The following is a 22,611-nucleotide window of genomic DNA, read 5'->3' on the forward strand; positions in this document are numbered from 1 at the left end:
TCAGATTAGAATTTAAAGTGTGAAAATGCTTTGTTTGCTTCAGCCATTCTGTGAGTGTCTGTTTTCTTTTTGTACGCAGCACCTTCTTCTTTTGCAGCAGCGATTACTTCAGAGGCTAATTTCTGAGCCATTGATTTGTCGTTTCTTGCTTTAGAATATTTGATTAACCATTTCATTGCCATAGAAATTTTTCTGTCGGCACGAATTGGCATTGGAATTTGGAAGTTTGCACCACCGATTCTGCGTGAACGTACTTCTACGTGCGGCATTACGTTAGTTAAAGCATCTTTCCAGATCTCCAAAGATTCTTTTTCGTTTTCTCCTTTTTTTGCTTCTACGATATCCATTGCATCATAGAATATTTTGAAGGCGATGGATTTTTTACCGTCGTACATCAAATTGTTTACAAATCTTGTTACCAGTTGATCATTAAATTTTGGATCCGGTAACAACGGTCTTTTTTTCGCTTTTGTCTTTCTCATTGTTTCGTTTCTTAAAATTTAAAGATTACTTTTTCTTACCTTTTGCTGGTGCTGCAGCAGCCTGACCAGGTTTTGGTCTTTTAGCTCCGTACTTAGATCTTCTTTGAGTTCTTCCAGCTACACCTGCGGTGTCCAAAGCTCCACGAACAATGTGATAACGTACTCCCGGTAGGTCTTTCACCCTTCCTCCGCGTACCAATACTATCGAGTGCTCTTGAAGATTATGTCCTTCGCCGGGAATATAGGCGTTGATCTCTTTACCGTTTGAAAGTCTTACCCTTGCAACTTTTCTAAGTGCAGAGTTAGGTTTCTTAGGAGTGGTAGTATATACTCTTGTACATACACCTCGTCTTTGTGGACATGAATCAAGGGCAGCCGATTTACTCTTCTTGGTAAGTGCGACTCTTCCTTTTCTAACTAGTTGTTGAATAGTAGGCATTAATTGCTTTTTATTTTAGGGTGCAAAAGTAATAATTATTTTTTTATCCCACAAACTCAAATCATTAATAATGATTTTCCAAATTAGCAACTCCTATATATAAAGAACGTAAAATTATTTGAGACGAAGTTGCGAGGTGTATAGAACCTGGGATTTGTCGGGAATGGTATCGTATTTTAGCCACTTAATCTCAGGATTTACCGTGCTCGCAATACTTTGCTTAATGTTGCCCTGCTGTGCATTTGTATGGGAATACTGAAAGGAGGTCTTCAACATTGGAATCTCGTACGTCGTTACCAATTTACGCTCCTTTTCATCATCGAAGATAAATTTTTTAGATTTAAATTTTGGCATCTGCGTCGCAATCTCTTTTTTATTTTCCAAATAGTTCTCCGGCATTTTCAGGCTGTATGCCGTTAGGAAAATCAGAAAAAAACAACCGACCCTAAAAATAATTTTATCGGAGTTTAAATCCTTAAAATAAATAAGGAGGAAAGAGAAAAACAAACAGAAGTTTGCCGCCGCCAACATTCGGACGTTCATTTCTTCGATCTGTTGAAAAAGACCGGAAATAAATAAAGTCACCGTATAAAAGCCTCCTATAATCCAAAGCAGGTGATGAAAATCCAGCGCAAGCGAAGCTTTTTTTCTGTTATACAGTTTGATGAAGTAAATCAATAATCCTACATCCAGCGTCATAACCAAAACCTGAAAAGTCATACTTCCGATACTGTTCGAAGCCGGTTTCAAACCGATAAACGGATCAACCACATTGGTCATTCCCAAAAAATCGCGGAAGAGATAAATGAACTGGTATTGCGCCGGCGCGCCACGGAGGTTTTCTCCGGTGAAACTGCCGAATGTCATATAATTAAATCCTAAATAGCCCGCAATCCCCGCTCCGGAAACTAGTAAAAATTTAAACAGATCATTTTTGTAAGGAGTGTAATTTCCCTTCATCATCTTAACCATCCAAAAAACACCAATTCCTAAATAAATGTAAATGGCAGAATACCGCACGCTAAACATAGCGATCATAACCAGGGACGAACCTATGATAAAAGTCTCGGCTTTTATTTTGTCCCGAAACCTTTCATGAAGAAAATAAAGAAGAAAATAGAGCAGAAAGATAAATGGCCCTTCCGAGTTAACGATATTTAGTACAAAAAAAACAGTTTTTCCCGTAAACAAAAGCACCGTTTCTTTAAAGTAAAACCGTTTGAACCAGGAGAAGACTAAAATTCCTATAACCATGGAAATATTCAGCAATTTTGCTGCCCAGAAATAATCCTGGAAAATCCAATGAAAAAGCTGCACCAGCACGGGAAAACCCAGAGGAAAAAGATTGGTCTCCGGCCGCGGCAGATCCGACGCAATGCCGAAGTAGGACAAGCTGTCTGCGCCAATACCGCCGGCAGCGAGAAAAAAAGACTGAAAAAAATAAATTAAGACGATTACAACCGCCAGTACAACATACTTCTTCATAAACTGAATCCAAAATTTTTCGTTACACGGCAAATATGCGAAATTTTAAAAAATTATTCTGAATATGAAGTTTTAATATATATTTGTACCTCATAAATAAACACAAATCGGTGAAAAAATTTCTCCTTTTTTTATTCTTTTCGCAGCTTTACTTTGCCCAGCAGTACAGTATTTCCTTTGCAGAAAGAACCGCACTCGTCAACCTATATTTGGCCACGTCTGGCGAGGAATGGAGTCAGAAATGGGACTTTGAAAAGGATCCGAAATATTGGTATGGCGTAAAAATAAAAAACGGCAGTGTTACCGAGATCAATCTGCGTGGCAATGCTTTAAAAGGAAATTTCCCACCCTCTGTTTCAGGTTTTTCCAAACTCCAAAAACTCGATTTGAGTTCCAACCAATTAATGGGCGAAGTTGCGCCGGCGCTTTCCTCCCTCAATAATCTGGTGCGTTTAGATATCAGCAACAACCGTTTAAGCGGTGATCCGGCGGCGGTGATTATACCGCTCTTCAATCTTAAAGAAATTTCAGTCGGCAACAACAATTTTGCCTTTGCGGATCTCAATACCTTTCTTCAGAATTTTCCGACACTGCAGGTTTTAGATTTGTCACAGCTTGGTTTAACAGCTGTTCCGTCGAACATCTCCACCTTAACAAGTCTGGAATCGCTTAATATAAGCAACAATACAATTTCTCAAAATTTCGGCGCTTTATCTGCTCTTGCCAATTTAAAGGAACTCAATTTTTCCGGCAATCAGCTCACCCAAATTCCGTCCCAACTTTCAAGCTTGACCGGACTGACTTCTCTGGATTTAAGCCGTAATTTATTCGCCACCAATTATTCCGCGGCGTTAGCCAGTTTAAAAAATCTCGAGTGGCTTTCCCTGGCAGATAACCAGATTACTGCCTTCCCAACGGAACTTTCTCAGCTAAAAAAGTTGGTCCATTTTAATATTTCAGATAATAAAATCTCCGGTGGCTTCGGAAGTTTATTGGTTTTGAAGGATTTGGAACAGCTGTATCTTGATAAAAATTTAATTTCCGGAATTTTCCCCGCCGAGCTTCTGCAGCTCTCCCAATTACAAATGATTTCTTTAACGGGTAATCAGCTTTCCGGCGAGATCCCCAATAACATTCCCGCGCTGACTTTTCTCGAAAACAACCGATACACCCGACAGGATATTAAAAACTTCATCAGTAAAGATAAAATTCTGGCTGATTTTACGTATTCGCCCCAAAGATATGATGAAGAGAAAACGGTTTTCGCCGCTTTAGGAACTTCAGCCACGTTGCCGCAATCTCTTTCAGGCGAGGATTATCAATTCACCTGGTTTAAAAATTTGGATCAAAAAACCGCTGTAACCGCAGAAAGTTACTATATCAGCAAAGTTGAAGACGACGATTTTACCGATTATACCTGCGAAGCTTATACTTTCGAAAAACTGCCAGAAGCCTTGCTGGAGATTTCCTTCTTTCGCGAGCCTGTTACTTTAGGAAAGGATTTAGGAACAGCGGAAGTAAAAACCGATTTGGTGGTCTATCCCAATCCAGCCACCGATTTCATCCACATCAAAACCATCAGACAGCATATCGAAAAAGTGTTTATTTTCGATTTAAGTGGGAAACTGATCCTGACGGACGATAAAAAAGACATCAATATCAGTCATCTGCCTGCTGCCAATTATATTATTTCCATTAAAACTGACGAAGGAATAAAATCATTTAAAATGATCAAAAAGTAACGCGCTTCCGTTCATAATCGGTCATATCGCTTTCTTCAATCGTGGAATGTTGGAAAACCATAATAACTTTCCTAAATTAGCTTCAAATAAAATTTATGAAAAATCCTACTATTATTGGGCTCAGCGAAGTCGACTGTCTGAACATTTCTGAAAAACTAAATATACTTTTAGCGAATTATTCTGTCTTCTATCAAAACACGAGAGGGGCGCACTGGAACATCAAAGGTGATCAGTTTTTTACGCTGCACCCAAAATTTGAGGAATTGTACAACAGTTTGGTGTTGAAAATCGACGAGATTGCCGAGAGAATTCTTACACTGGACTCTACACCCAACCACAACTATACGGACTATTTAACCCTTTCTACCATCAAAGAAAGCAAAGAAGTTTCCGATGCTACGAAAGCTGTAGAGAATATTTTGGCTTCTTTTAAAGTCGTGATCGATCTGCAGAGAGACCTTCTCGAAATTACCGAAAGAGCCGGCGACGAGGGCACCAATTCTCAAATGAGCGACTACATTACAGAGCAGGAAAAAGAAGTCTGGATGTACAATTCGTATCTCGGTAAATAAAAAATATTTAAATATTTCAGCATTAAATCGTCTTTCTGAGGCGATTTTTGTTTTGAATATTTACATTTGTTAAAATATACTTTTGAAGATGAATGACGTTCGTTTAAAATCGATCCTCGACAACGATTTTTATAAAATCACCATGCAAAATGCCGTGGTAAAACTTTTTCCGAACGAAAAGGTGAAATATCAGTTTATCAATCGCGGAAAACATCATTTCCCGCCAGGTTTCGACACCGAGCTTCGAAAAGCAGTTAACGCGATGGCCGAACTGAAACTTACGAAAGAAGAAAAGGAATACCTGCGGATTACGTGTCCTTATATGGATTTGCCCTATCTGGATTTCCTCGCAGGCTACCATTACGATCCGTCCGAAGTGGATATCGTTCAGACGGGAACCGATCTCGAAGTTACCGTAGAAGGCGAATGGTACCGCACCATTTTGTGGGAAGTTCCGCTTTTGGCGTTGATCTCAGAACTTTATTACGAAACCAATTCTTTGGAGAGAGAACCTAACGAAACCGTCCGGGCGAAAACGCTGGAAAAAGCCAATCAACTCAACGCGCTTGGTGTCACTTTTGCGGAATTTGGTACACGCAGACGGCATTCTTATCAGGTTCAGGCTCTGGTCGTCGAAGCTTTAACGCACCATAACGATACCAAAAGATTTATTGGTTCTTCGAATGTTCATTTTGCCATGAAATATGGCATCAAACCCATTGGTACGCATGCGCACGAATGGTTTATGTTTCATGCGGCCGAATATGGTTTTAAAATGGCCAACGCCCTTTCGCTGGAGCATTGGGTAGATGTGTATCGCGGCGATTTGGGGGTTGCACTTTCGGATACTTATACAACCGAAGTTTTTTTTCAGCAGTTCGATAAAAAGTTTGCGAAGCTTTTCGACGGCGTCCGTCACGACAGCGGCGATCCGATCGAATTTGCCAATAAAACCATTGCGCACTACGTTAAAAACGGCATCGATCCTTTGTTTAAATACATTATTTTTTCTGATGGTTTAAATCTGGAAAAAGTGGCAGAGATAACTGCGGCCTGCAAAGGAAGAATCGGCATCTCATTCGGCATTGGAACGAACTTGACCAATGATGTTGGATTAAAACCCATGAACATCGTCATGAAACTCGTCGGCGTACAATCCATGAACGGTGAGTGGATTCCAACTGTAAAACTTTCCGATGAACACGGCAAATATACCGGCGATCCCAAAATGATCGAGCTCGCGAAAGAATTTTTGAGAATTAAAGAGTAGTAAAATGCACGTTAAATAACGGTAAAAATTTCACTGATGAAAAAATATTTTTATTTAATGGTTCTGTCCGTACTTCCGCTCGCTGGTAAAGCTCAAAATACCGTGCAAGCTGCGGAATCGCCGCATAAAAAGTACAACCGTCAGCTCGCGGACTCTCTTGGAGCCGATGAAAGAGGCATGAAAAACTATATGCTCGTCATTTTGAAAACGGGACCGAAAGACTCTGTAATTACAGACAAAAAGGAACGCGAGGAGCTTTTCAAAGGTCATTTTTCGAACATGACGGCCATGGAAAAAGCCGGAAAACTAAAACTCGCCGGACCTTTTGCCACGAAGAATAATTTAGGTTATCGCGGAATTTTCCTGCTGGATGTTGCTACGGAAGCCGAAGCGCGATCGCTTTTACAGAACGACCCAACAGTAAAAGCCGGCATTTTCAGCGTGGAAATCCTGCCTTTCTACGGTTCCGCAGCCATCCCCATGCATTTAAAATATCACCACCAAATATCGCAAGATGCGCTCTGATCTTCAGAACAAAACGTTTTCAAAAAACAAAGGAATCTGTGATTTAATATTGCAGAAAATGGTAATTTTACTTTAAACTAAAAACCATTACCGATGAAAACCCTAACCACTATTGAAGAAGTTATTCAAAAGTTAGACGAGATCATCGCCTGGAGCACCACGAATAACAGTCCGCTTGGCTATTTTGCCTGCACGTATCGCAGCATGACCGTGGCTGTTTTAAATGGCGTAAAGCAAAATAAATTCGAGGACGGAAAAAGAATGATTGCTTTGGATCTCGCCTTTGCCAACCGCTATTTCGAGGCTTTAGACAACTTTCAAAACAACCGAAAATGCACGAACGCCTGGTTTACCGCTTTCGAAGCTTCTAAAAATAAAGAGCTGTTGATCATGCAGCATATTCTGCTCGGCATCAACGCCCATATCAATCTGGATCTTGGTGTTTCTGCCGCGTCGATCATGCCGTACCGCAAAATAAATCCGCTGAAAAAAGATTTTAATAAAATAAATGAAGTAATTGCCGCCATCAACCAAAATGTTCAGAATGCATTAAGTAAAATATGCTATCCAATCGAACTGGTAGATGAGATTTCGAACGGTGAAGATAATGTGATGCTGGATTTCGCGATTTCCAAAGCGCGCCAGACTTCCTGGGCCAGCGCCTTTGTCCTTTCGAACGCTGTTTCGTTTATTCGGCCTTCTTTAATTAATATGATCGATAACGCCGCAACCTTAGTTGGCAGAAACATTATCCTCTCAACCAAAACACCGCCGCAGCTTCTGAAAAAACTTAAAGTCTGCGAAAGCAGCGATGTTGCAAAAAACATTGGAATTCTTTCCGCTACCAAAGTCTAAAAGTACAGTTTAACGAAGAACTTTTTCAAAATGCAAAAAAATCATTTCTTTCTTCTTATTTTTGAAAGATGGAAATCACAACTTTACTTATTGGAATTATTTTAGGCGCAGTTCTTGGCGCCGTTGTTTTATATTTTGTCTTAAAATCTACGCATGTTCAACGAAAATCTTTCGATGAAATGAATCACGATTTTATCCGAACTCACTCAGACCTGGAAAATTCACTTACGAAAAGGAGCGAAATTGAAGCTTTTCTTCAGACGGAAAAACTCACCAATATTCAGCAGACGGAAATTTTAAACCAACTTAAAAATGAGATGGCCACCATTTCTGCGGTGAACAGTTCTCAGAATCAAAAGATTTCAGAATTGACTGAAGTTAATACCCTGCAAACGGCGGATCTGAAAAATTTACAGGAAGAAAAACAAGCGCTAATCGCTTTCAAAGCACAGCTTTCTGCCCAAAACGAACACCTTCAAAAACTCCTCGAAAATCAAAAAGAAGAAATATCGAAAATGCAGGAGTTGGCAAAAAGTGAATTTCAAAATTTAGCCAATAAAATTCTGGAAGAAAAGACTGAAAAGTTTACGACTTTAAATCAACTGAATCTCAAAAACATTTTAGAACCTTTTCAGGAAAAAATCGTAGAACTGCGGAATAAAGTCGGCGAAACTTATGACAAAGAATCGAAAGAGCGGTTTTCTTTGGGCGAAAAAGTAAAGGAATTGGCGCTGCTGAACCAGCAAATCTCCGAAGACGCAAAAAAATTAACGCGCGCTTTGAAAGGCGAAAGCAAGACACAGGGAAACTGGGGCGAAATGATTTTGGAAAGTATTCTGGAGAAATCGGGTCTGGTGAAAGGCCGCGAATACTTTCTGGAACACGAACTTCGGGACGAAGATAACAAAGCTCTTTTCTCCGAATTTTCCGGAAAAAAAATGCGTCCGGACGCGGTGGTGAAATATCCCGACGAACGGAACGTCATCATCGACTCAAAAGTTTCGTTGACCGCTTTTGTTGAACTGGTTGATGAAACTGATCCCGAGATTTATCAGGTGAAATTAAATCAGCACTTGAATTCTATTAAAAATCACATTAAGCAACTGAGCGAAAAAGCCTACGACGACTACGACAAATCTCTGGATTTTGTTATGATGTTTATTCCCAGCGAATCCGCTTACATCGCTGCAATGCAGGCCGATCCTGCTTTATGGAATTTTGCTTACGACCGGCGAATTCTTCTTTTAAATCCAAGCAATTTAATTACTTCACTAAAACTGGTTTCTGATCTTTGGAAAAGAGAATATCAAAATAAAAATGCCGCCGAGATTGCGGAAAGAGGCGCAAAACTGTACGATAAGTTCGTGGGATTTGTAGAAAACCTGGAGAAGGTGGGAAAAAATATCGATCAGGCAAAAAATGTGTATAACGATGCTTTCAAACAGCTTTCAACAGGCAACGACAATCTTATTACGCAAACCATTAAACTGAAAGGTCTGGGCATTAAAAACAAGAAAAACATCCCACAGAGTTTGGAAGAGTCTGCGGAGAATCTATTGGGTTTCGACGAGAATAATTAGATTTGCACCTTGAAGTCACAAAAAATATGCTAATTGAAAGCCTGCACAACGAAAAAGTAAAAAACCTCACCCGCCTGATTACGGATAACAGATTCCGAAAAAAGTCCGGCTTTTTTGTGGTCGAAGGCCAACAGGAAAATGAAAGGGCACTTACTTTCGGCTATCAAAGCGAGGAGTTTTTTATTTGCGAAAGCATTTATGAGGGAGATTCTCCGAAAGGAAAAATCACTTTAGTATCCGGAAAAGTTTACGAAAAATTAGCGTATCGCGGAAGTTCGGAAGGAATTATCGGCGTTTATCACACAAAAAATACGGGTCTGGACCAATTTAAACCGAAGGAAAACGCCGCAATCATTATTTTAGAAAGCGTTGAAAAGCCCGGAAACCTTGGAGCTATTTTACGAAGTTGTGAAGCCTTTGGCATCGATGCCATTATTGTTACCGATCCCAAGACCGATTTTTATAATCCGAACGTCATCCGCTCCAGCGTCGGCTGTTTATTTGGGATGAACTTCTTTCAGTCGGACAACGTGAAACTTCTCGAGTTTTTGAAAAGCAATCACTTTAAGATATTCACCACTTTGATGGACGAGAGCGCAGAAGATCTTTATAAAAAGAATTTTACAGAAAGAACGGCCCTACTTTTCGGCACGGAACATTCGGGGTTAAGCCACTTTTGGGTGGGCAAAGGCGAAAATACATTAATTCCTATGGCCGGAAGTATCGATTCCTTGAATATAAGCAATGCCGTTGCGATAAGCTGTTATGAGATTTTGCGCCAGAAACTTCAGCGTTAAGCAAAAAAAAACCGCTTCTCGAAGAGAAACGGTTAATTTGTAAGTAATTACTAATTATTTAGTAGATTCTTTTACATCGTTAGCAGCACCAGCAGCAGCATCAGCAGCACCTTTAGCAGCATCAGCAGCACCTTTGGCAGCATCTTTAGCTACGTCAGCACCAGCAGCAGTAGTTGCAGAAGCAGCATCTTTAGCAGCATCAACTGTTACAGAAGCAGCAGAATCAACAACCATAGCAGCAGAATCAGCTACAACAGCAGCAGAATCAGCTAAAGAAGCAGTAGCAGAATCAGCAGCGTTAGCAGTTTCTACAGTTTCAGTTTTTTTACAAGCTACAAGAGCTAAAGCAGCGAAAGCAGCTACGAATAATGACTTTTTCATAATAAATTAAATTTAATTGTTTTGTTGTAATAATAATGTTCAGCGATATGAACAGGACAAAGGTATACTGAGTTTTAAATTTGTTTTAGAAAATTAATTGTAATATATTTGTAAAATCGTTTTACAAAATAAACATCCTGATAATCAAATTCTTACATAATTTTTAGCCATTGAGCGATTTAGATTTATTACACTTTGAACAGCTAAAAAGCGAGGTACAAACTCAATATTTAGAAAATCACACGCCTTCCTTCGATGATATTTCGAAGTGGAAGGGCATAGATATCATTTACTTTCAGGAAGATTTACGAAAAATAGCGAAAGGAAACATCAGCGAAAAATCGTTTTACACCTACTTTAAAACTTCTCCGGTAACCAAGCTTCCGCGCATTGATATGTTGAATATTCTCAGTATTTACGCGGGTTACGTATCGTGGTACGACTTCAAAAAAAATCATTTGTTTACAGATGAAATTTTAAAAGAGTTTGAAGATTTAGAACAAACTGAGATCAATCAACTGGAAAAAGAAGTCGAAAATTCAGAAGATTTAGGTACCGAGGAGAAAACTACGGAAAATTTAGTAAAATCACCCGAAGAGCTTTCAACAATTCGCTTCGAAAACACTGATTTACAAAATACAAATACTGAAAATCAATCTGTTAGTAAAATATCAGAGAAATTTGAGACTGATAAAAATAAGGATATCCGCTCCACCGTTTCTCTTGTAAAAAAATATCTGTGGTTGGGAATTTCGGCAATTCTTGCCGTTTTGGTTGGCATCTTAGGTTTCAAGGACGAACTTTTCAGTAAAAAATTCTATTACAGTTTTATTGATGCCGATCGAAACTCAAAAATCAATGCCGAACTTCAGGTTCAGATTATAAAAGAAAACGAATCGCCCATCCTCTACGTGGCGAAACCGAACGAACCTTTTGTATACACTACGAAATCCAAGACCTTAACGATGGTGGTGTCGTCGCCTTATTACAGGACCGACACGATTCAAAGAAATCTCGAAAGCGCGCCGGAAGCGGAAAATATAGAGCTGAAGCCAAACGATTATGCAATCATGCTGTTTTACTACTCCAAATCGCTAAAAGATTTAAAAAAGAAACGGGAAAGTTTAAACTACTTGATCAACGACAACGCTTTAATCTATCAGGTTTTCGACAATCAGTTTTACGGCGTGGAAACGATGAATAAGCAGCGGTATATCAATCTCGTCACGCTTCCCTCGGCTTCTCTGGAAAATCTCGACGTGATTGATACGCAAACAGACAAAGCCGGGAAAATTGTTATGATTAAATTTAAAATTGACACTGATGAAGAAAAATAATAAATTGATCCTTATTTTATCGACCTTTCTTTTGATGATTCTCGCTTGCACAAAAGAAAATACGCAAATATCCGATCTTCAAAAAGTTAGAAATAATACGAACGAAAAATTTTACCCGGCCACAAAAATGGACAGTGCGCAGGCGATTTCGTTTATTACAAAGCAGAAAATTCAGGAACTCCTGGATCTTTCCACGCTTTACACTTCGGGAAACCGCGATACGGAAATCGATTCCGTGATCTATGCCCAAATGAAAAGTTATTTCGCTGAAAGCGATTCTAACAAACTTCAGCCTATTTTGAAACAGCTCGACAGTTTTAAAGTCAAAAACGTAAAAGTGGGAAATATCGAAGTGACGAAAAAAATCACCGATAAAGACACTTTGGATTTTGCCAAATTTGACGTGGAGTACTTCGATTCGCGAGACCGGCTTATCGGAAAGTTTGAGAAAAATGCGCAGTATATGCTGAAACTTTCGCCCGTGAAATTTAAAAAAGAATTTAAATTTTATTTTGTGGATTTCGACATTCAGCCGCGGAAAGACAGCACTTCAGTAGGCGTTACCAAATAATCTAGGGGAATATCACCTTCGAAAACATCATCAATTTTTTCTGCCGGCGGAAAGATGCTGACGCCTATTTTCAAAGCTTTTGAACTGATGTTCCCGAAAAATTCATCGTAAAATCCCTTTCCGTAACCCACGCGATTACCCTTGTCATCGCAATAAAGTAAAGGCGTGATGACAAAATCAAAATCTTTTTCTTCCGAATCGATGTTGCTTTCGGGTTCCAGAATATTCCAGAAACTTTTAATATAAGCGGTTTCGCGCGTAATCTCAACAGAAATTAATTTCCCATGGGAAATTTTCGGAACATATACCCTAATTTGATGATCAAAAAAATACTGGATAAAAATCCGCGTATTGATCTCTTTTTTCTCCGTAATAGGCAAAAAACAGTGTATTTTTTGAGAGGGCACCGGTTTAAATTGTACTAAAAAATTTTCAAATATTTTCTCGGATAAAGACAAAACCTCATCTTGCGATAAGGTTTGCCGTTTTTCAGTATATCGTATTCTTAAATCAGATTTTGTCATGGAGCAGTCTTTAGGTATCTAAGTTACGCCAAAGTTTAAATTACGCCTCCAAAATTTTGTATAATTTATCGGACAACCGGATTCTAAAGGGCGTTTCGAAGGTGATCTGATCGCCGGACTGTGCGGTTTCGCAAGCTTTCCCGTTAGCGAATAGTTTTGTCACTGTCATTTTCTGCTCACCAGTCGTGGGACCCGAGATTAAAATTTCATCGCCAAGCGAAAGTTCTTTGTTTTCGAGAAGAAACTGCGCAATTTTCGATTTGGTATAATAATGTTCGGCTTTTCCGAGCAACACTTTTTTAACTGCAATTTTCTGCCGGATATTTTTTGCTTTCGCCAAAGGTTTCTGTGGCAGATCTCCGGAATTTTTAAACTTCAAAGCTTCCGATTTTCCTTTTTTGAAAATTTTATTTCCAACTTGTTTTCCGCGTCGCAGTTTAATCTGTTCAGCTTCCGGCAAATGTGTTATTTGCAAACATTCTACAGAGCAACAGTTCTCCATGGCGGCCTGACAGTCATCGCACTGGATAAAAAGCAGATGGCACGCATCATTGGCGCAATTGGTATGGTTATCACACGGCTTGCCGCACTGGTGACACTGCGAAACAATATCATCGGTAATCCGTTCTCCCAACCGATGATCGAAAACAAAGTTTTTCCCGATGAATTTACTCTCGATCTGTTCTTCTTTAATCTGGCGCGTGTATTCAATGATTCCACCTTCCAGCTGATAAACGTTTTTAAAACCCTGATGTTTGAAATAAGCACTGGCTTTTTCACACCGGATTCCGCCTGTACAATACATTAAAAGGTTTTTATCTTCCTTAAAATCCTGTAACTGCTCGTTGATAATAGGTAAACTTTCTCTAAAAGTTTCCACATCGGGCGTGATCGCACCTTCAAAATGCCCGACTTCACTTTCGTAATGATTTCTGAAATCGACAACAATTGTGTTTGGATCTTCGAGCAAACTATTAAATTCCTGTGCTTTGAGATGAATGCCTTTGTTGGTAACATCAAAAGTTTCATCATTCAAACCATCGGCGACAATTTTGTGCCGAACTTTTATGGTCAACTTTAAAAAGGAATGGTCGTCCTGCTCTACGGCAACATTCAGGCGAATGCCCTTCATAAAATCATACCCTTCCAGCGTTTCGCGGAAAGCATCGATGTTTTCGGCGGGAATACTCATCTGAGCATTGATGCCTTCGTGAGCGACATAAATACGCCCAAGCGCATCCAGGGCGTTCCAGGCTATAAATAATTCGTCGCGAAATTTTTTTGGGATCCAGGATTTTGGCGTACGCATAGAAAGACAAAGTAAGACGTTGCTTACCGGCTTCATCAATAAGTTGAGCTCTTTCTTCTGCGCTTAAGGTGTTGTACAGTTGCATGCTATAAACGGTTTAAGGGTAGAAAATTGTGAGCGCAAAGATAAGAAAATAGATTTGAAAATTGAATAAGTGCGTATGCAGCGACTTTTGGGCAGCTTTATCCGCCCTCCGTTCCCGCTTTTTTTGGTTTTGCGGCCAGAGCAGAGCACTCCATCAAAATCTTCCGAAGCCGCAAAACCAAAAAAGAGCTCCACTCAGGTCGGGCTGCGACACGAGCGGTCTTCTGTTGAAACTTACTTTTAGGTAAAAAAAAATTAGAATTCTGTATAAATATGTTTCAGCATATTTCTGTCGGCTTCTGTAAACTCAACTTTCCGTCTCGCCATCGCTAATTTTGCAACTTCGTAGGCTTTTTCCAAATTGAATTTTTCATCACCTTTCATGCCACCCCAGGAAAAACTTTCGATCAGATTGGGCGGAAATCCACTTTTAAAAATATTCGCCGCCACGCCCACCACAGTTCCTGTATTTAATTGTGTATTGATCGCGGTTTTCGAATGATCGCCCATAATTAATCCCGCAAACTGAAGTCCGGTGTTCGCGAAACGCTTCGTTCTGTAATTCCACATTTTCACTTCAGCGTAATTATTTTTTAGATTTGAGGAATTGGTGTCTGCACCAATATTGCACCATTCGCCTATCACCGAATTCCCGACAAAGCCGTCGTGCCCTTTATTCGAATAGCCAAAGATCACGATGTTATTAACTTCGCCACCAACTTTACAGTGCGGACCAATGGTGGTCGCGCCATAAATTTTCGCGCCCAAATTGAACTTAGATTCTTCGCAAAGCGCAATCGGGCCGCGCAGGTTACAGCCTTCCATCACTTCGGCGTTTTTACCAATATAAATTTTACCCGTTTTTGCATTTAACGTCGAAAATTCTATCGTTGCGCCTTCTTCGATAAACAAATCGGCGGGTTCACCCAGAAATCCGTTCGTCGCCGAAAGTTCTGCCGAATTTCTGCCTTTCGTCAACAGTTCGAAATCAAAATTAATGGCTTTTTCATTATAAGAAAATAGATCGGTTGGCTGCTTGAAAAACAGAAGTTCCTCATGAATGTCCGTCATTTTTTCGATCTGATTCAGGGAGAAATTTTCGATGTTGATTTTCGCCGCAAGCAGTTCGTTTTCATAAACGAGCGCTTCGCCTTTTTGCAGCTCTTTTATCTGCTGCAAAACGTTTTCACTCGGCAGAAAATTCGGAACAAGCAAAAGACTTTCTGTGTTTGCAGGCTTGGGAAATTTTTCCTGCAGATAATCTTCCGTGAGGTACGAAATCTCCTCTGTATTCAGCAATTTCTGCCATCTTTCCGAGAAAGTTAACATTCCGCACCGCATTTCTGCAACTGGTCTTGTAAAAGTAAGCGGTAAAAAATCTTCCCAAAACTGGGCATCAGAAAAAGCAATTTGCATAGAATAAATTTGATGATGGATAAATGGTAATCGCTGACAGACAATAAATTCCTGGATGCCAGCGCGAACTTCTTACAAATTTACAATAAAAAAAATCTCTCAGAAAAACTGAGAGACCTTAATATCTTTATGGACGCAAGAATTACTTTGCGTATTTTTTGTATTTGTTCATAAATTTATCAACTCTACCGGCAGTGTCGACTAATTTTACTTTCCCTGTGTAAAAAGGGTGAGAAGTTGAAGAGATCTCCATTTTGATCAATGGGTAAGTTTCTCCTTCGTACTCTATAGTGTCTTTTGTATCTGATGTAGATTTGCAAAGAAACATTTCGTCGTTACTCATATCTTTGAAAACAACAAGTCTATAATTTTCCGGGTGGATTCCGTTTTTCATAATAAAAAGTTTAATAAATTAAAGTTTTGCTTCAGAAATAGTAATGGACATTCCTCTGCTAATTTTTAGACCGCAAAAGTACGAATATTATTTTAATCTGCAAACACCGACAAAGATAAATTATAAATTTTTATGTTCAACAATTTTAATTAAATTTGAAACCACATCCTATTTTAATGTAATGAATAAATTTAAGATTTTTCTCGGCCTTGCCTTTTGGGCGCTTTTAACGGCAGTCAGCTGCAACAGAGACGACATCAGTTTCGACGGTCCTTCCCAACTGCTGCGTTTTTCCGCGGATACCGTTTTTTGCGATACCGTTTATAATCAGGTTCGGTCCGAAACGTATGCCGTTAAAATTTACAATAATGAAGATAAAGATGTGCTGATTCCGAAAATTTCGCTTGGTAACGGAAATGCTTCTCTGTATCGGATTAATGTGGATGGCAAAGCCGGAACCGATTTCACCGATATTCCGCTGCGAAAAAAAGACAGTTTATATATTTTTGTAGAAATCGCGCCTGTTGCCAACGCGCCCGAAGCGATCGCAGAAGATCAAATTAATTTCGAAACTCCCGCCGGTACGCAACACGTCACCTTATTTTCCGTGGTGCAGGACGCCGAATTTTATATTGAAAGCGACACCAATCCAAACATTTTAGCAAATAATACCACCTGGACGAACGATAAAGCCAAAATCATTTTCGGTGATTTAACACTGGATGCAGGTAAAACTTTAGACATTCAAAAAGGAACGAAAGTCTATTTTTTTAAAAACAGTGGTTTAAAAATCTCCAAAAACGCCAAGTTGAATGTCATGGGCGATCTGGACGAGGAAGTTATTTTCCGCGGCGACCGCAACGATACAAAATACGACACCATTCCGAAAAACTGGAAGGGAATTTCTTTCGCTGCCGGCGCTCAGCTGGATATGAATTATGCCAGAATTTTCGGCGGCACAAGAGGTTTGGAAATGATGGAAACCACAGCAGTCATTAACAATTCAATTATTCATACACACCAGGAATACGGAATTTATGCGGTAAAATCGACCCTCACTGCGAAGAATCTCGTCATGAATAATTGTGGTGAAGCCGATCTCGGAATTTTCAAAGGTGGAACGTACAACATAACGCATTCCACCCTGGCCAACTATTGGGATTTTAACACCTCCCTTCCTTCGTTAGGAATTTTCGCGACGAACGACTATCAAAACGATGCCAATTTAGAAACAGGACCGCTTACTTTAAATATCAGCAATTCTATTATTTACGGCATCAAGGATAATGCAATTGAATTTAAACCAACCGCGGGACAAATTTTCACCACGGTATTTCAAAACAATTTGTTGAAATACGGAGCAGACGCAGGTTACAATGTTGATCCTTCCAATATCAAAAATGAAGATCCCAAATTCCAGAATTACTTCACCCAGAAAATGAATTTGAGGCTAAAAGATGATTCGCCGGCAAAAGGCAAAGGAAATGTAGCCGTGGCAGCCAGCGTCCCTTTGGATATCGTGAAGGTTTCGAGAACTGTTTCACCCACCCTTGGTGCTTACCAATAAGCAGTTTTATAAACTTCGCGCATGAAACTGATCAGCTGTCTTACCTTATTTTTTTTGATTCTAACCGGTTGCAAAAGTTCAAAACCCCTTCAGGATCCGATTCCTGCGCATGAAACTTTTTCGATAGACTCTAAATTTCTGGGGGAAACAAGAACTGTTAATGTTTGGAAACCTTCTAATTACGCCAGCTCCTCCGAAAAATTTCCGGTACTTTATATGGCAGATGGTGGCATTAAAGAAGATTTTCCGCACATTGCCAATACGCTTTCAGACCTCATCAAATCTAAAAAAATTCCGCCCATCATACTGGTCGGGATTGAAAACACGCAACGGAGACGAGATTTAACGGGCCCAACTCAGGTTGAAGAAGACAAAAAAATTGCGCCTGTTGTTGGTGGTTCGAAGGCGTTTCGCGCATTTATTGGCGAAGAACTTTTTCCTTTTATCGAAAAAAAATACAGAACTTCACCAAAGAAAGGAATAATAGGCGAATCGCTTTCCGGACTTTTTGTGATGGAAACTTTTCTGCACGATCCCGAAATGTTCGATGATTACATCGCTTTCGATCCCTCGCTGTGGTGGAATGATCATGATTTAGTAAAAAATGCAGCTGAAGAGTTAGCAGATTTTTCCGGAGCGGAAAAAACATTGTGGTTTGCAGGTTCGGGCACGGAAGGTATTTCAGAATATACGGTTGAAATGGAGAAAATTTTAAAATCTGCCAATCTTCCGCACGTCAAATGGCATTATTCACCCGAACTGAAAGAGGACCACGGCACCATATTTCGGGCGACCAAAGAGAAAGCTTTAATCTGGACCTTTGGACAGAAATAAATGATAAACATGGAAATTACAACGCTTCAAAAAGAAGTAGACGACTGGATAAAAACCGTCGGTGTCCGCTATTTTAACGAGCTCACCAATATGGCGATGCTCACGGAAGAAGTGGGAGAAGTTGCACGAATTATTGCCCGACGATATGGCGAACAAAGCGAGAAAGAAAGCGATAAAAATAAAGATCTGGGCGAAGAATTAGCCGATGTTTTGTTTGTAACTTTGTGCCTTGCCAATCAAACGGGTACCAATCTGCAGGAAGCTTTCGACAGAAAAATGAAAGTTAAAACCCGGCGAGACGCAGAAAGGCACCAGAATAACGAAAAACTCAAATAAATTCGACAGAAATAAATGCTTTTAGAAAAATCTAAATTAATTGGCAACAAAACCATAGAAATCAGCGGTTCGAAAAGCATTTCGAATCGTTTGTTGATTCTGCATCAGCTTTTTGAAAATTTCAGTATTGAAAATTTGTCCAATTCTCAGGACACTCAACTTTTGGCGGCGGCTTTACAAAGCACTTCCGAAGTTATCGACATTCATCACGCCGGAACTGCCATGCGATTTCTGACTTCTTACTACGCAATTCAGGACGGTAAAACAGTTATTTTAACAGGTTCCGACCGCATGAAACAAAGACCGATTAAATTTTTGGTTGAGGCTTTGCGCGATCTGGGTGCCGAAATTACCTATCTCGAAAATGAGGGATTTCCACCGCTGAAAATCACGGGTAAAAAATTAGCAAAACGCTCCGTTACAATTCCCGCAAACATTTCCAGCCAGTTTATTTCCTCGCTGATGCTGATCGGTGGCAAACTTGAAAACGGTCTGGAAATAAATCTGGCAGGAAAAATTACCTCAAAACCTTATCTTGAGATGACTTTGAAAATCTTGAGAACGCTCGATATTGCTTATGAATGGGAAGAAAATACAATCAACATATTTCCCACAACCGAATTTCTAAAAAACACTCATAACATTCCATTTGTCGTAGAAAGTGACTGGAGCTCGGCCTCCTATTTTTACTCCCTTGCCGCGATCTCACGCGAAACGGTAAATTTAAAAAGCTTCAAACCTTATTCGCTACAGGGTGACTCGGTTTTAAAGGAAATCTACTGGCAATACTTTGGCGTTAACACGATTTCCGAAGGTGCAGAGTCCCGCATTTCGCTCTTACCAGACAACTTTTTTAATTTTCCGGATAAAATTAATTTAGATATGAATGACTGTCCGGATATCGCGCAGACGCTTTGTGTAACAGCAACGGCACTAAAAATTCCCTTTGAGATCACGGGTTTATCTACCTTAAAAGTAAAAGAAACAGATCGGCTTTTGGCTTTGAGAAATGAACTATTTAAAATCGGCTGTATATCGGAAATTACGGAGGATTCGATTTCTTCTCTCAAATTTTTCGAACCGAACGAAAATATCTCCATCCAAACGTACAACGACCACCGAATGGCCATGAGTTTTGCGCCGTTTTGTTTAGTAAAAAAACTCAACATCGAAGACGACGCAGTGGTAGAGAAATCCTATCCCGATTTCTGGGCTAACTTTAACCAAGTCATCGAAAAAACAGATTAAAAAATGACCATTATCATTACAGGAGCTTCAGCAGGAATTGGTTTCGCTTTGGCTGAATTTTTCGGGAAAAAAGGACATCAGGTCTTTGGATTGAGCAGAAAACCTGCAAATTCTGACCTTTTTAAAACCATTCTCACCGATATTACGGATAATCAACAGGTTCAAGCCGCCGTTTCAAAAATTTTAGAAACGGAGAAGCAGATCGATGTCCTCATCAATAACGCCGGAATGGGCATGGTTGGCGCGGTGGAAGACTCAACACAAGACGAAATCCTAAGATTATTCAATTTAAATTTGGTGGGTTCTGTGCAAATGATGACCGCCGTTTTACCGACAATGCGAAAACAAAACGCCGGAAAAATCATCAATATCTCTAGCATTGGGTCGGAGATGGGTTTGCCTTTCCGGGGGTTTTATTCGGCCTCGAAATCGGCGCTGGATAAAGTAACGGAAGCCATCCGTTACGAAGTTGCTCCCTGGAACATCGAGGTTTGTACCCTTCATTTAGGCGACATTAAAACAAAAATCGCGGAGAATAGGGTAAAAACAAAGGTTTCCGAACCTTACCAAAAAACATTTTCAAAAGTTTACGAATTGATGAATGCGCACGTGGAAGACGGAACGGAGCCTGCGGAAGTCGCCATTTACATCGAAAAACTTCTGAATAAAAAATCGTGGAAGGCCCATTATTACTTCGGAAAATTCGGACAAAAAATTGGAGTGCCGTTGAAATGGGTACTGCCGCAGAATGTGTACGAAAAGCTGATGAAGAAATACAACAATCTGGACTCATAAACGATTCTATATTTTGTACTTAGGTAAAAAAAGAAGTTATCTCCTGGGGAATCCAGGTATTATTTTTTATCTTTAATAAAACTTTAAAATGATGAAAATATTTTTCACATTGGCGTTAAGTATCTTAACATTTTATAGTGCGGCGGCACAGATCAGTTACAACGAAGCGTACCGCTTCAATAAATTTATGGATCGGGTAAATTCACCGCAGGGCCAACAGCTTACATACGGCGATATCGACGGGACCGCGTATTTTACAAAAACTTTTGTGCCCGCGACAATCGAAAACGCCACGAGTTCGATTAAGGCACGATACAATATGTACACGGATACTGTGGAATTGCTTCAGGATGAGAACATTTTTGAATTGCCAAAATCTGCGAAATATTCCCGGATTGTATTTCAAAAGCCCACTTCTACGCTGCTTTTCATCAATGAAGCATCTCTACCTGCGGGCTATTATTTCGAACTTTTAAAAGGAAAATTCACTTTGTTGAAAAAGACGAAAACGGAATTTCGGGAAGGTTCCAAGGCGGTTAATTCGTTCACTCCGGCAATTTCCCCGAGTTTCGTCGCGACCAATCCAATTTACTATATCAAAAATGAATCGGGATACATTGAAGTACCAAAAAAAATAAAAGATCTCGCAAACCTTTTGCCCGATCAAAAAGATGCAATCGCCAATTTCGACAAAAAAAGTAAGATAAAACTGAACGTGGAAAGCGACCTGATCAAATTGACGCAGTTTTTAAATACCTCAAAGTAAAGTGAAATTTTTTCAACGGAAATAGTATAAAGTTCTTTAGTAATTGAACGAAAAATCAAAACCATATTTCCTTGTGGTTTTTAAATATTCTTTCTAAAAAAGTTCTCCAGCGATCTTCTTAATGTTATCGCTTTTTCCCATAGAATAGAAATGCAGCACAGGAACACCGAAATCTAACAGTTCCCGACACTGATTGATGGTCCACTCGATTCCAATCTGTTTAACCGCAGCGTTGTCTTTTGCTTTTTCTACCGCCGAAATCAAATCTTCCGGCAGATCGATTTTGAAAACTTTCGGCAGCATTTGCAGATGACCTTTTGTGGCAATCGGTTTGATGCCGGGGATAATCGGCACGTCGATTCCAATTTCCCGCGCCTGTGTCACGAAATCAATGAACTTTTTATTCTCGAAAAACATCTGCGTCACTACGTAATCTGCACCGGCATCCACTTTTTCTTTCAACCATTTCAGGTCGTAATTCATGGACGGTGCCTCAATGTGTTTCTCCGGATAACCCGCCACACCAATACAGAATTTATTGCTTTCCTCGCAAATTCTGTCGTCGTGAAGGTATTTTCCGCGGCCGAGATCATTCATTTGGCGCACAAGATCCATAGCGTTTTTGTGCCCACCAACGGTCGGCTCAAAATATTGCTGACCTTTCATCGCATCACCACGCAACGCCATTACATTTTCGATGCCCAGATACATACAGTCTACCAAAAGATATTCGGTTTCCTCCTGCGAAAAACCGCCACACAAAACGTGCGGAACAGTATCTACATTATATTTATGCTGAATCGCGGAACAAATCCCCAAGGTTCCAGGCCGCATCCGGGTGACTTTGCGCTCCATTAAACCATTACCTTTATCCAGATAAATATATTCCTCGCGCGACGTCGTGACATCGATGAACGGCGGTTTAAATTCCATAAGCGGATCGATGTTTTTGTAGAGATCTTCGATTCCGATTCCTTTTTGTGGCGGTACAACCTCGAGGGAAAATAAGGTTTTTCCGTTGGCGTTTTTTATGTGTTCTGTGATTTTCATGTTGGCGTTGCGAGTACGTGAAGTATTTTTTATGGTTTGTTTTTTAATATTATAATTGCCCTGACTAAGTAAAATGTTTTTTTGGGCAGCTTTTTCCGCCTTCCGTTCCCGCTTTTTTTCTTAAAATTTCTCCGACATCCTTTCCCCTGCAAAAATTTTAAGAAAAAAGAGCTCCACTCAAGTCGGGCTGCGGATTGTGCGTACAATTAATCTTTTCAATTATTTAGAAAATTTCCATTCTCTTTTTGATAT

The 22,611-nt window shown here is 39.9% G+C and carries 23 protein-coding genes and 1 pseudogene; 15 read left to right on the forward strand and 9 right to left on the reverse strand.

From position 1 onward, the window contains the following. Positions 1-5 precede the first annotated feature (5 nt). From rpsG to L0B70_RS03800, 3 genes are all read right to left on the reverse strand, one after another. Positions 6-482 (reverse strand): 30S ribosomal protein S7, encoded by a 477-nt coding sequence (gene rpsG / locus L0B70_RS03790; RefSeq protein WP_235142972.1) that lies wholly within the window; start codon positions 480-482, stop codon positions 6-8. 25 nt (positions 483-507) lie between these two features. Beyond that, positions 508-921, reverse strand: coding sequence for a 30S ribosomal protein S12 (gene rpsL, locus L0B70_RS03795; RefSeq protein WP_039349192.1), 414 nt, complete (start codon positions 919-921; stop codon positions 508-510). Positions 922-1,035: 114 nt separating this feature from the next. Then, positions 1,036-2,406, reverse strand: coding sequence for a hypothetical protein (locus L0B70_RS03800; RefSeq protein ID WP_235142973.1), 1,371 nt, complete (start codon positions 2,404-2,406; stop codon positions 1,036-1,038). Between the two features lie 110 nt (positions 2,407-2,516). On the opposite strand from L0B70_RS03800, the gene L0B70_RS03805 reads away from it, so the two are divergent. The 7 genes from L0B70_RS03805 to L0B70_RS03835 all read left to right on the forward strand — a co-directional run bounded on the left by L0B70_RS03805 (position 2,517) and on the right by L0B70_RS03835 (position 9,747). Further along, positions 2,517-4,148, forward strand: a complete 1,632-nt coding sequence (locus L0B70_RS03805) for a leucine-rich repeat domain-containing protein (protein ID WP_235142974.1) — start codon at positions 2,517-2,519, stop codon at positions 4,146-4,148. Between the two features lie 95 nt (positions 4,149-4,243). Continuing rightward, the gene (locus tag L0B70_RS03810; protein WP_235142975.1) at positions 4,244-4,720 is read left to right on the forward strand and encodes a Dps family protein; all 477 of its coding nucleotides are present in this window, start codon (positions 4,244-4,246) and stop codon (positions 4,718-4,720) included. 88 nt (positions 4,721-4,808) lie between these two features. After that, positions 4,809-5,990 carry a nicotinate phosphoribosyltransferase gene (gene pncB, locus L0B70_RS03815; RefSeq protein WP_235142976.1) on the forward strand — a complete coding sequence of 394 codons (1,182 nt, stop codon included), beginning with the start codon at positions 4,809-4,811 and terminating at the stop codon, positions 5,988-5,990. Positions 5,991-6,026: 36 nt separating this feature from the next. Beyond that, a complete protein-coding gene (locus L0B70_RS03820; RefSeq protein WP_235142977.1) occupies positions 6,027-6,515 on the forward strand; it encodes a YciI family protein in 489 nt (162 codons plus the stop codon). A 93-nt stretch (positions 6,516-6,608) separates the two neighbouring features. Further along, a complete protein-coding gene (locus tag L0B70_RS03825) occupies positions 6,609-7,370 on the forward strand; it encodes a DUF5995 family protein (protein ID WP_235142978.1) in 762 nt (253 codons plus the stop codon). 68 nt (positions 7,371-7,438) lie between these two features. Further along, positions 7,439-8,950 carry a DNA recombination protein RmuC gene (gene rmuC / locus L0B70_RS03830; RefSeq protein WP_235142979.1) on the forward strand — a complete coding sequence of 504 codons (1,512 nt, stop codon included), beginning with the start codon at positions 7,439-7,441 and terminating at the stop codon, positions 8,948-8,950. A 26-nt stretch (positions 8,951-8,976) separates the two neighbouring features. Further along, positions 8,977-9,747, forward strand: coding sequence for an RNA methyltransferase (locus L0B70_RS03835; protein WP_235142980.1), 771 nt, complete (start codon positions 8,977-8,979; stop codon positions 9,745-9,747). Positions 9,748-9,801: 54 nt separating this feature from the next. Here L0B70_RS03835 and L0B70_RS03840 read toward each other — a convergent pair whose 3' ends face one another. After that, entirely contained in the window at positions 9,802-10,128 is a 327-nt protein-coding gene (locus tag L0B70_RS03840) for a hypothetical protein (protein WP_235142981.1), read from the reverse strand. A gap of 170 nt (positions 10,129-10,298) precedes the next feature. Between L0B70_RS03840 and L0B70_RS03845 the strand changes: the two genes are divergently transcribed. Together L0B70_RS03845 and L0B70_RS03850 are read left to right on the forward strand one after the other, a co-directional pair. Then, positions 10,299-11,465, forward strand: coding sequence for a hypothetical protein (locus tag L0B70_RS03845; protein ID WP_235142982.1), 1,167 nt, complete (start codon positions 10,299-10,301; stop codon positions 11,463-11,465). Beyond that, positions 11,452-12,036 carry a hypothetical protein gene (locus tag L0B70_RS03850; protein WP_235142983.1) on the forward strand — a complete coding sequence of 195 codons (585 nt, stop codon included), beginning with the start codon at positions 11,452-11,454 and terminating at the stop codon, positions 12,034-12,036. Before L0B70_RS03845 ends, L0B70_RS03850 begins: the two co-directional genes overlap by 14 nt. Here L0B70_RS03850 and L0B70_RS03855 read toward each other — a convergent pair. The 4 genes and pseudogenes from L0B70_RS03855 to L0B70_RS03870 form a co-directional block, all read right to left on the reverse strand. Continuing rightward, entirely contained in the window at positions 11,994-12,560 is a 567-nt protein-coding gene (locus L0B70_RS03855) for a 5-formyltetrahydrofolate cyclo-ligase (RefSeq protein WP_235142984.1), read from the reverse strand. The two genes, L0B70_RS03850 and L0B70_RS03855, sit on opposite strands and share 43 nt — an antisense overlap. A gap of 40 nt (positions 12,561-12,600) precedes the next feature. Then, positions 12,601-13,954 (reverse strand): annotated as a pseudogene (locus L0B70_RS03860) (rhodanese-related sulfurtransferase). A 254-nt stretch (positions 13,955-14,208) separates the two neighbouring features. Beyond that, positions 14,209-15,369: a GlmU family protein gene (locus L0B70_RS03865; protein WP_235142985.1), complete on the reverse strand. Its 1,161-nt coding sequence runs from the start codon at positions 15,367-15,369 to the stop codon at positions 14,209-14,211. A 142-nt stretch (positions 15,370-15,511) separates the two neighbouring features. Next, positions 15,512-15,763: a type B 50S ribosomal protein L31 gene (locus L0B70_RS03870; protein WP_235142986.1), complete on the reverse strand. Its 252-nt coding sequence runs from the start codon at positions 15,761-15,763 to the stop codon at positions 15,512-15,514. Between the two features lie 181 nt (positions 15,764-15,944). On the opposite strand from L0B70_RS03870, the gene L0B70_RS03875 reads away from it, so the two are divergent. The 6 genes from L0B70_RS03875 to L0B70_RS03900 all read left to right on the forward strand — a co-directional run bounded on the left by L0B70_RS03875 (position 15,945) and on the right by L0B70_RS03900 (position 21,309). After that, positions 15,945-17,330 carry a hypothetical protein gene (locus L0B70_RS03875; RefSeq protein ID WP_235142987.1) on the forward strand — a complete coding sequence of 462 codons (1,386 nt, stop codon included), beginning with the start codon at positions 15,945-15,947 and terminating at the stop codon, positions 17,328-17,330. A 21-nt stretch (positions 17,331-17,351) separates the two neighbouring features. Continuing rightward, entirely contained in the window at positions 17,352-18,164 is an 813-nt protein-coding gene (locus L0B70_RS03880; RefSeq protein ID WP_235142988.1) for an alpha/beta hydrolase, read from the forward strand. Positions 18,165-18,173: 9 nt separating this feature from the next. Continuing rightward, the gene (locus L0B70_RS03885; RefSeq protein WP_235142989.1) at positions 18,174-18,500 is read left to right on the forward strand and encodes a nucleotide pyrophosphohydrolase; all 327 of its coding nucleotides are present in this window, start codon (positions 18,174-18,176) and stop codon (positions 18,498-18,500) included. 15 nt (positions 18,501-18,515) lie between these two features. Next, positions 18,516-19,748 carry a 3-phosphoshikimate 1-carboxyvinyltransferase gene (locus tag L0B70_RS03890; protein ID WP_235142990.1) on the forward strand — a complete coding sequence of 411 codons (1,233 nt, stop codon included), beginning with the start codon at positions 18,516-18,518 and terminating at the stop codon, positions 19,746-19,748. 3 nt (positions 19,749-19,751) lie between these two features. Next, on the forward strand, positions 19,752-20,543 hold the full coding sequence (locus L0B70_RS03895; protein WP_235142991.1) for an SDR family oxidoreductase: 792 nt from the start codon (positions 19,752-19,754) through the stop codon (positions 20,541-20,543). A gap of 88 nt (positions 20,544-20,631) precedes the next feature. Continuing rightward, positions 20,632-21,309: a hypothetical protein gene (locus L0B70_RS03900; RefSeq protein WP_235142992.1), complete on the forward strand. Its 678-nt coding sequence runs from the start codon at positions 20,632-20,634 to the stop codon at positions 21,307-21,309. A 93-nt stretch (positions 21,310-21,402) separates the two neighbouring features. On the opposite strand, the gene metF is transcribed toward L0B70_RS03900, so the two are convergent. Then, positions 21,403-22,359, reverse strand: coding sequence for a methylenetetrahydrofolate reductase [NAD(P)H] (gene metF, locus L0B70_RS03905; protein WP_235142993.1), 957 nt, complete (start codon positions 22,357-22,359; stop codon positions 21,403-21,405). Positions 22,360-22,611: the final 252 nt, after the last annotated feature.

Source organism: Kaistella sp. 97-N-M2 (assembly GCF_021513235.1).
Taxonomy (GTDB): Bacteria; Bacteroidota; Bacteroidia; order Flavobacteriales; family Weeksellaceae; genus Kaistella.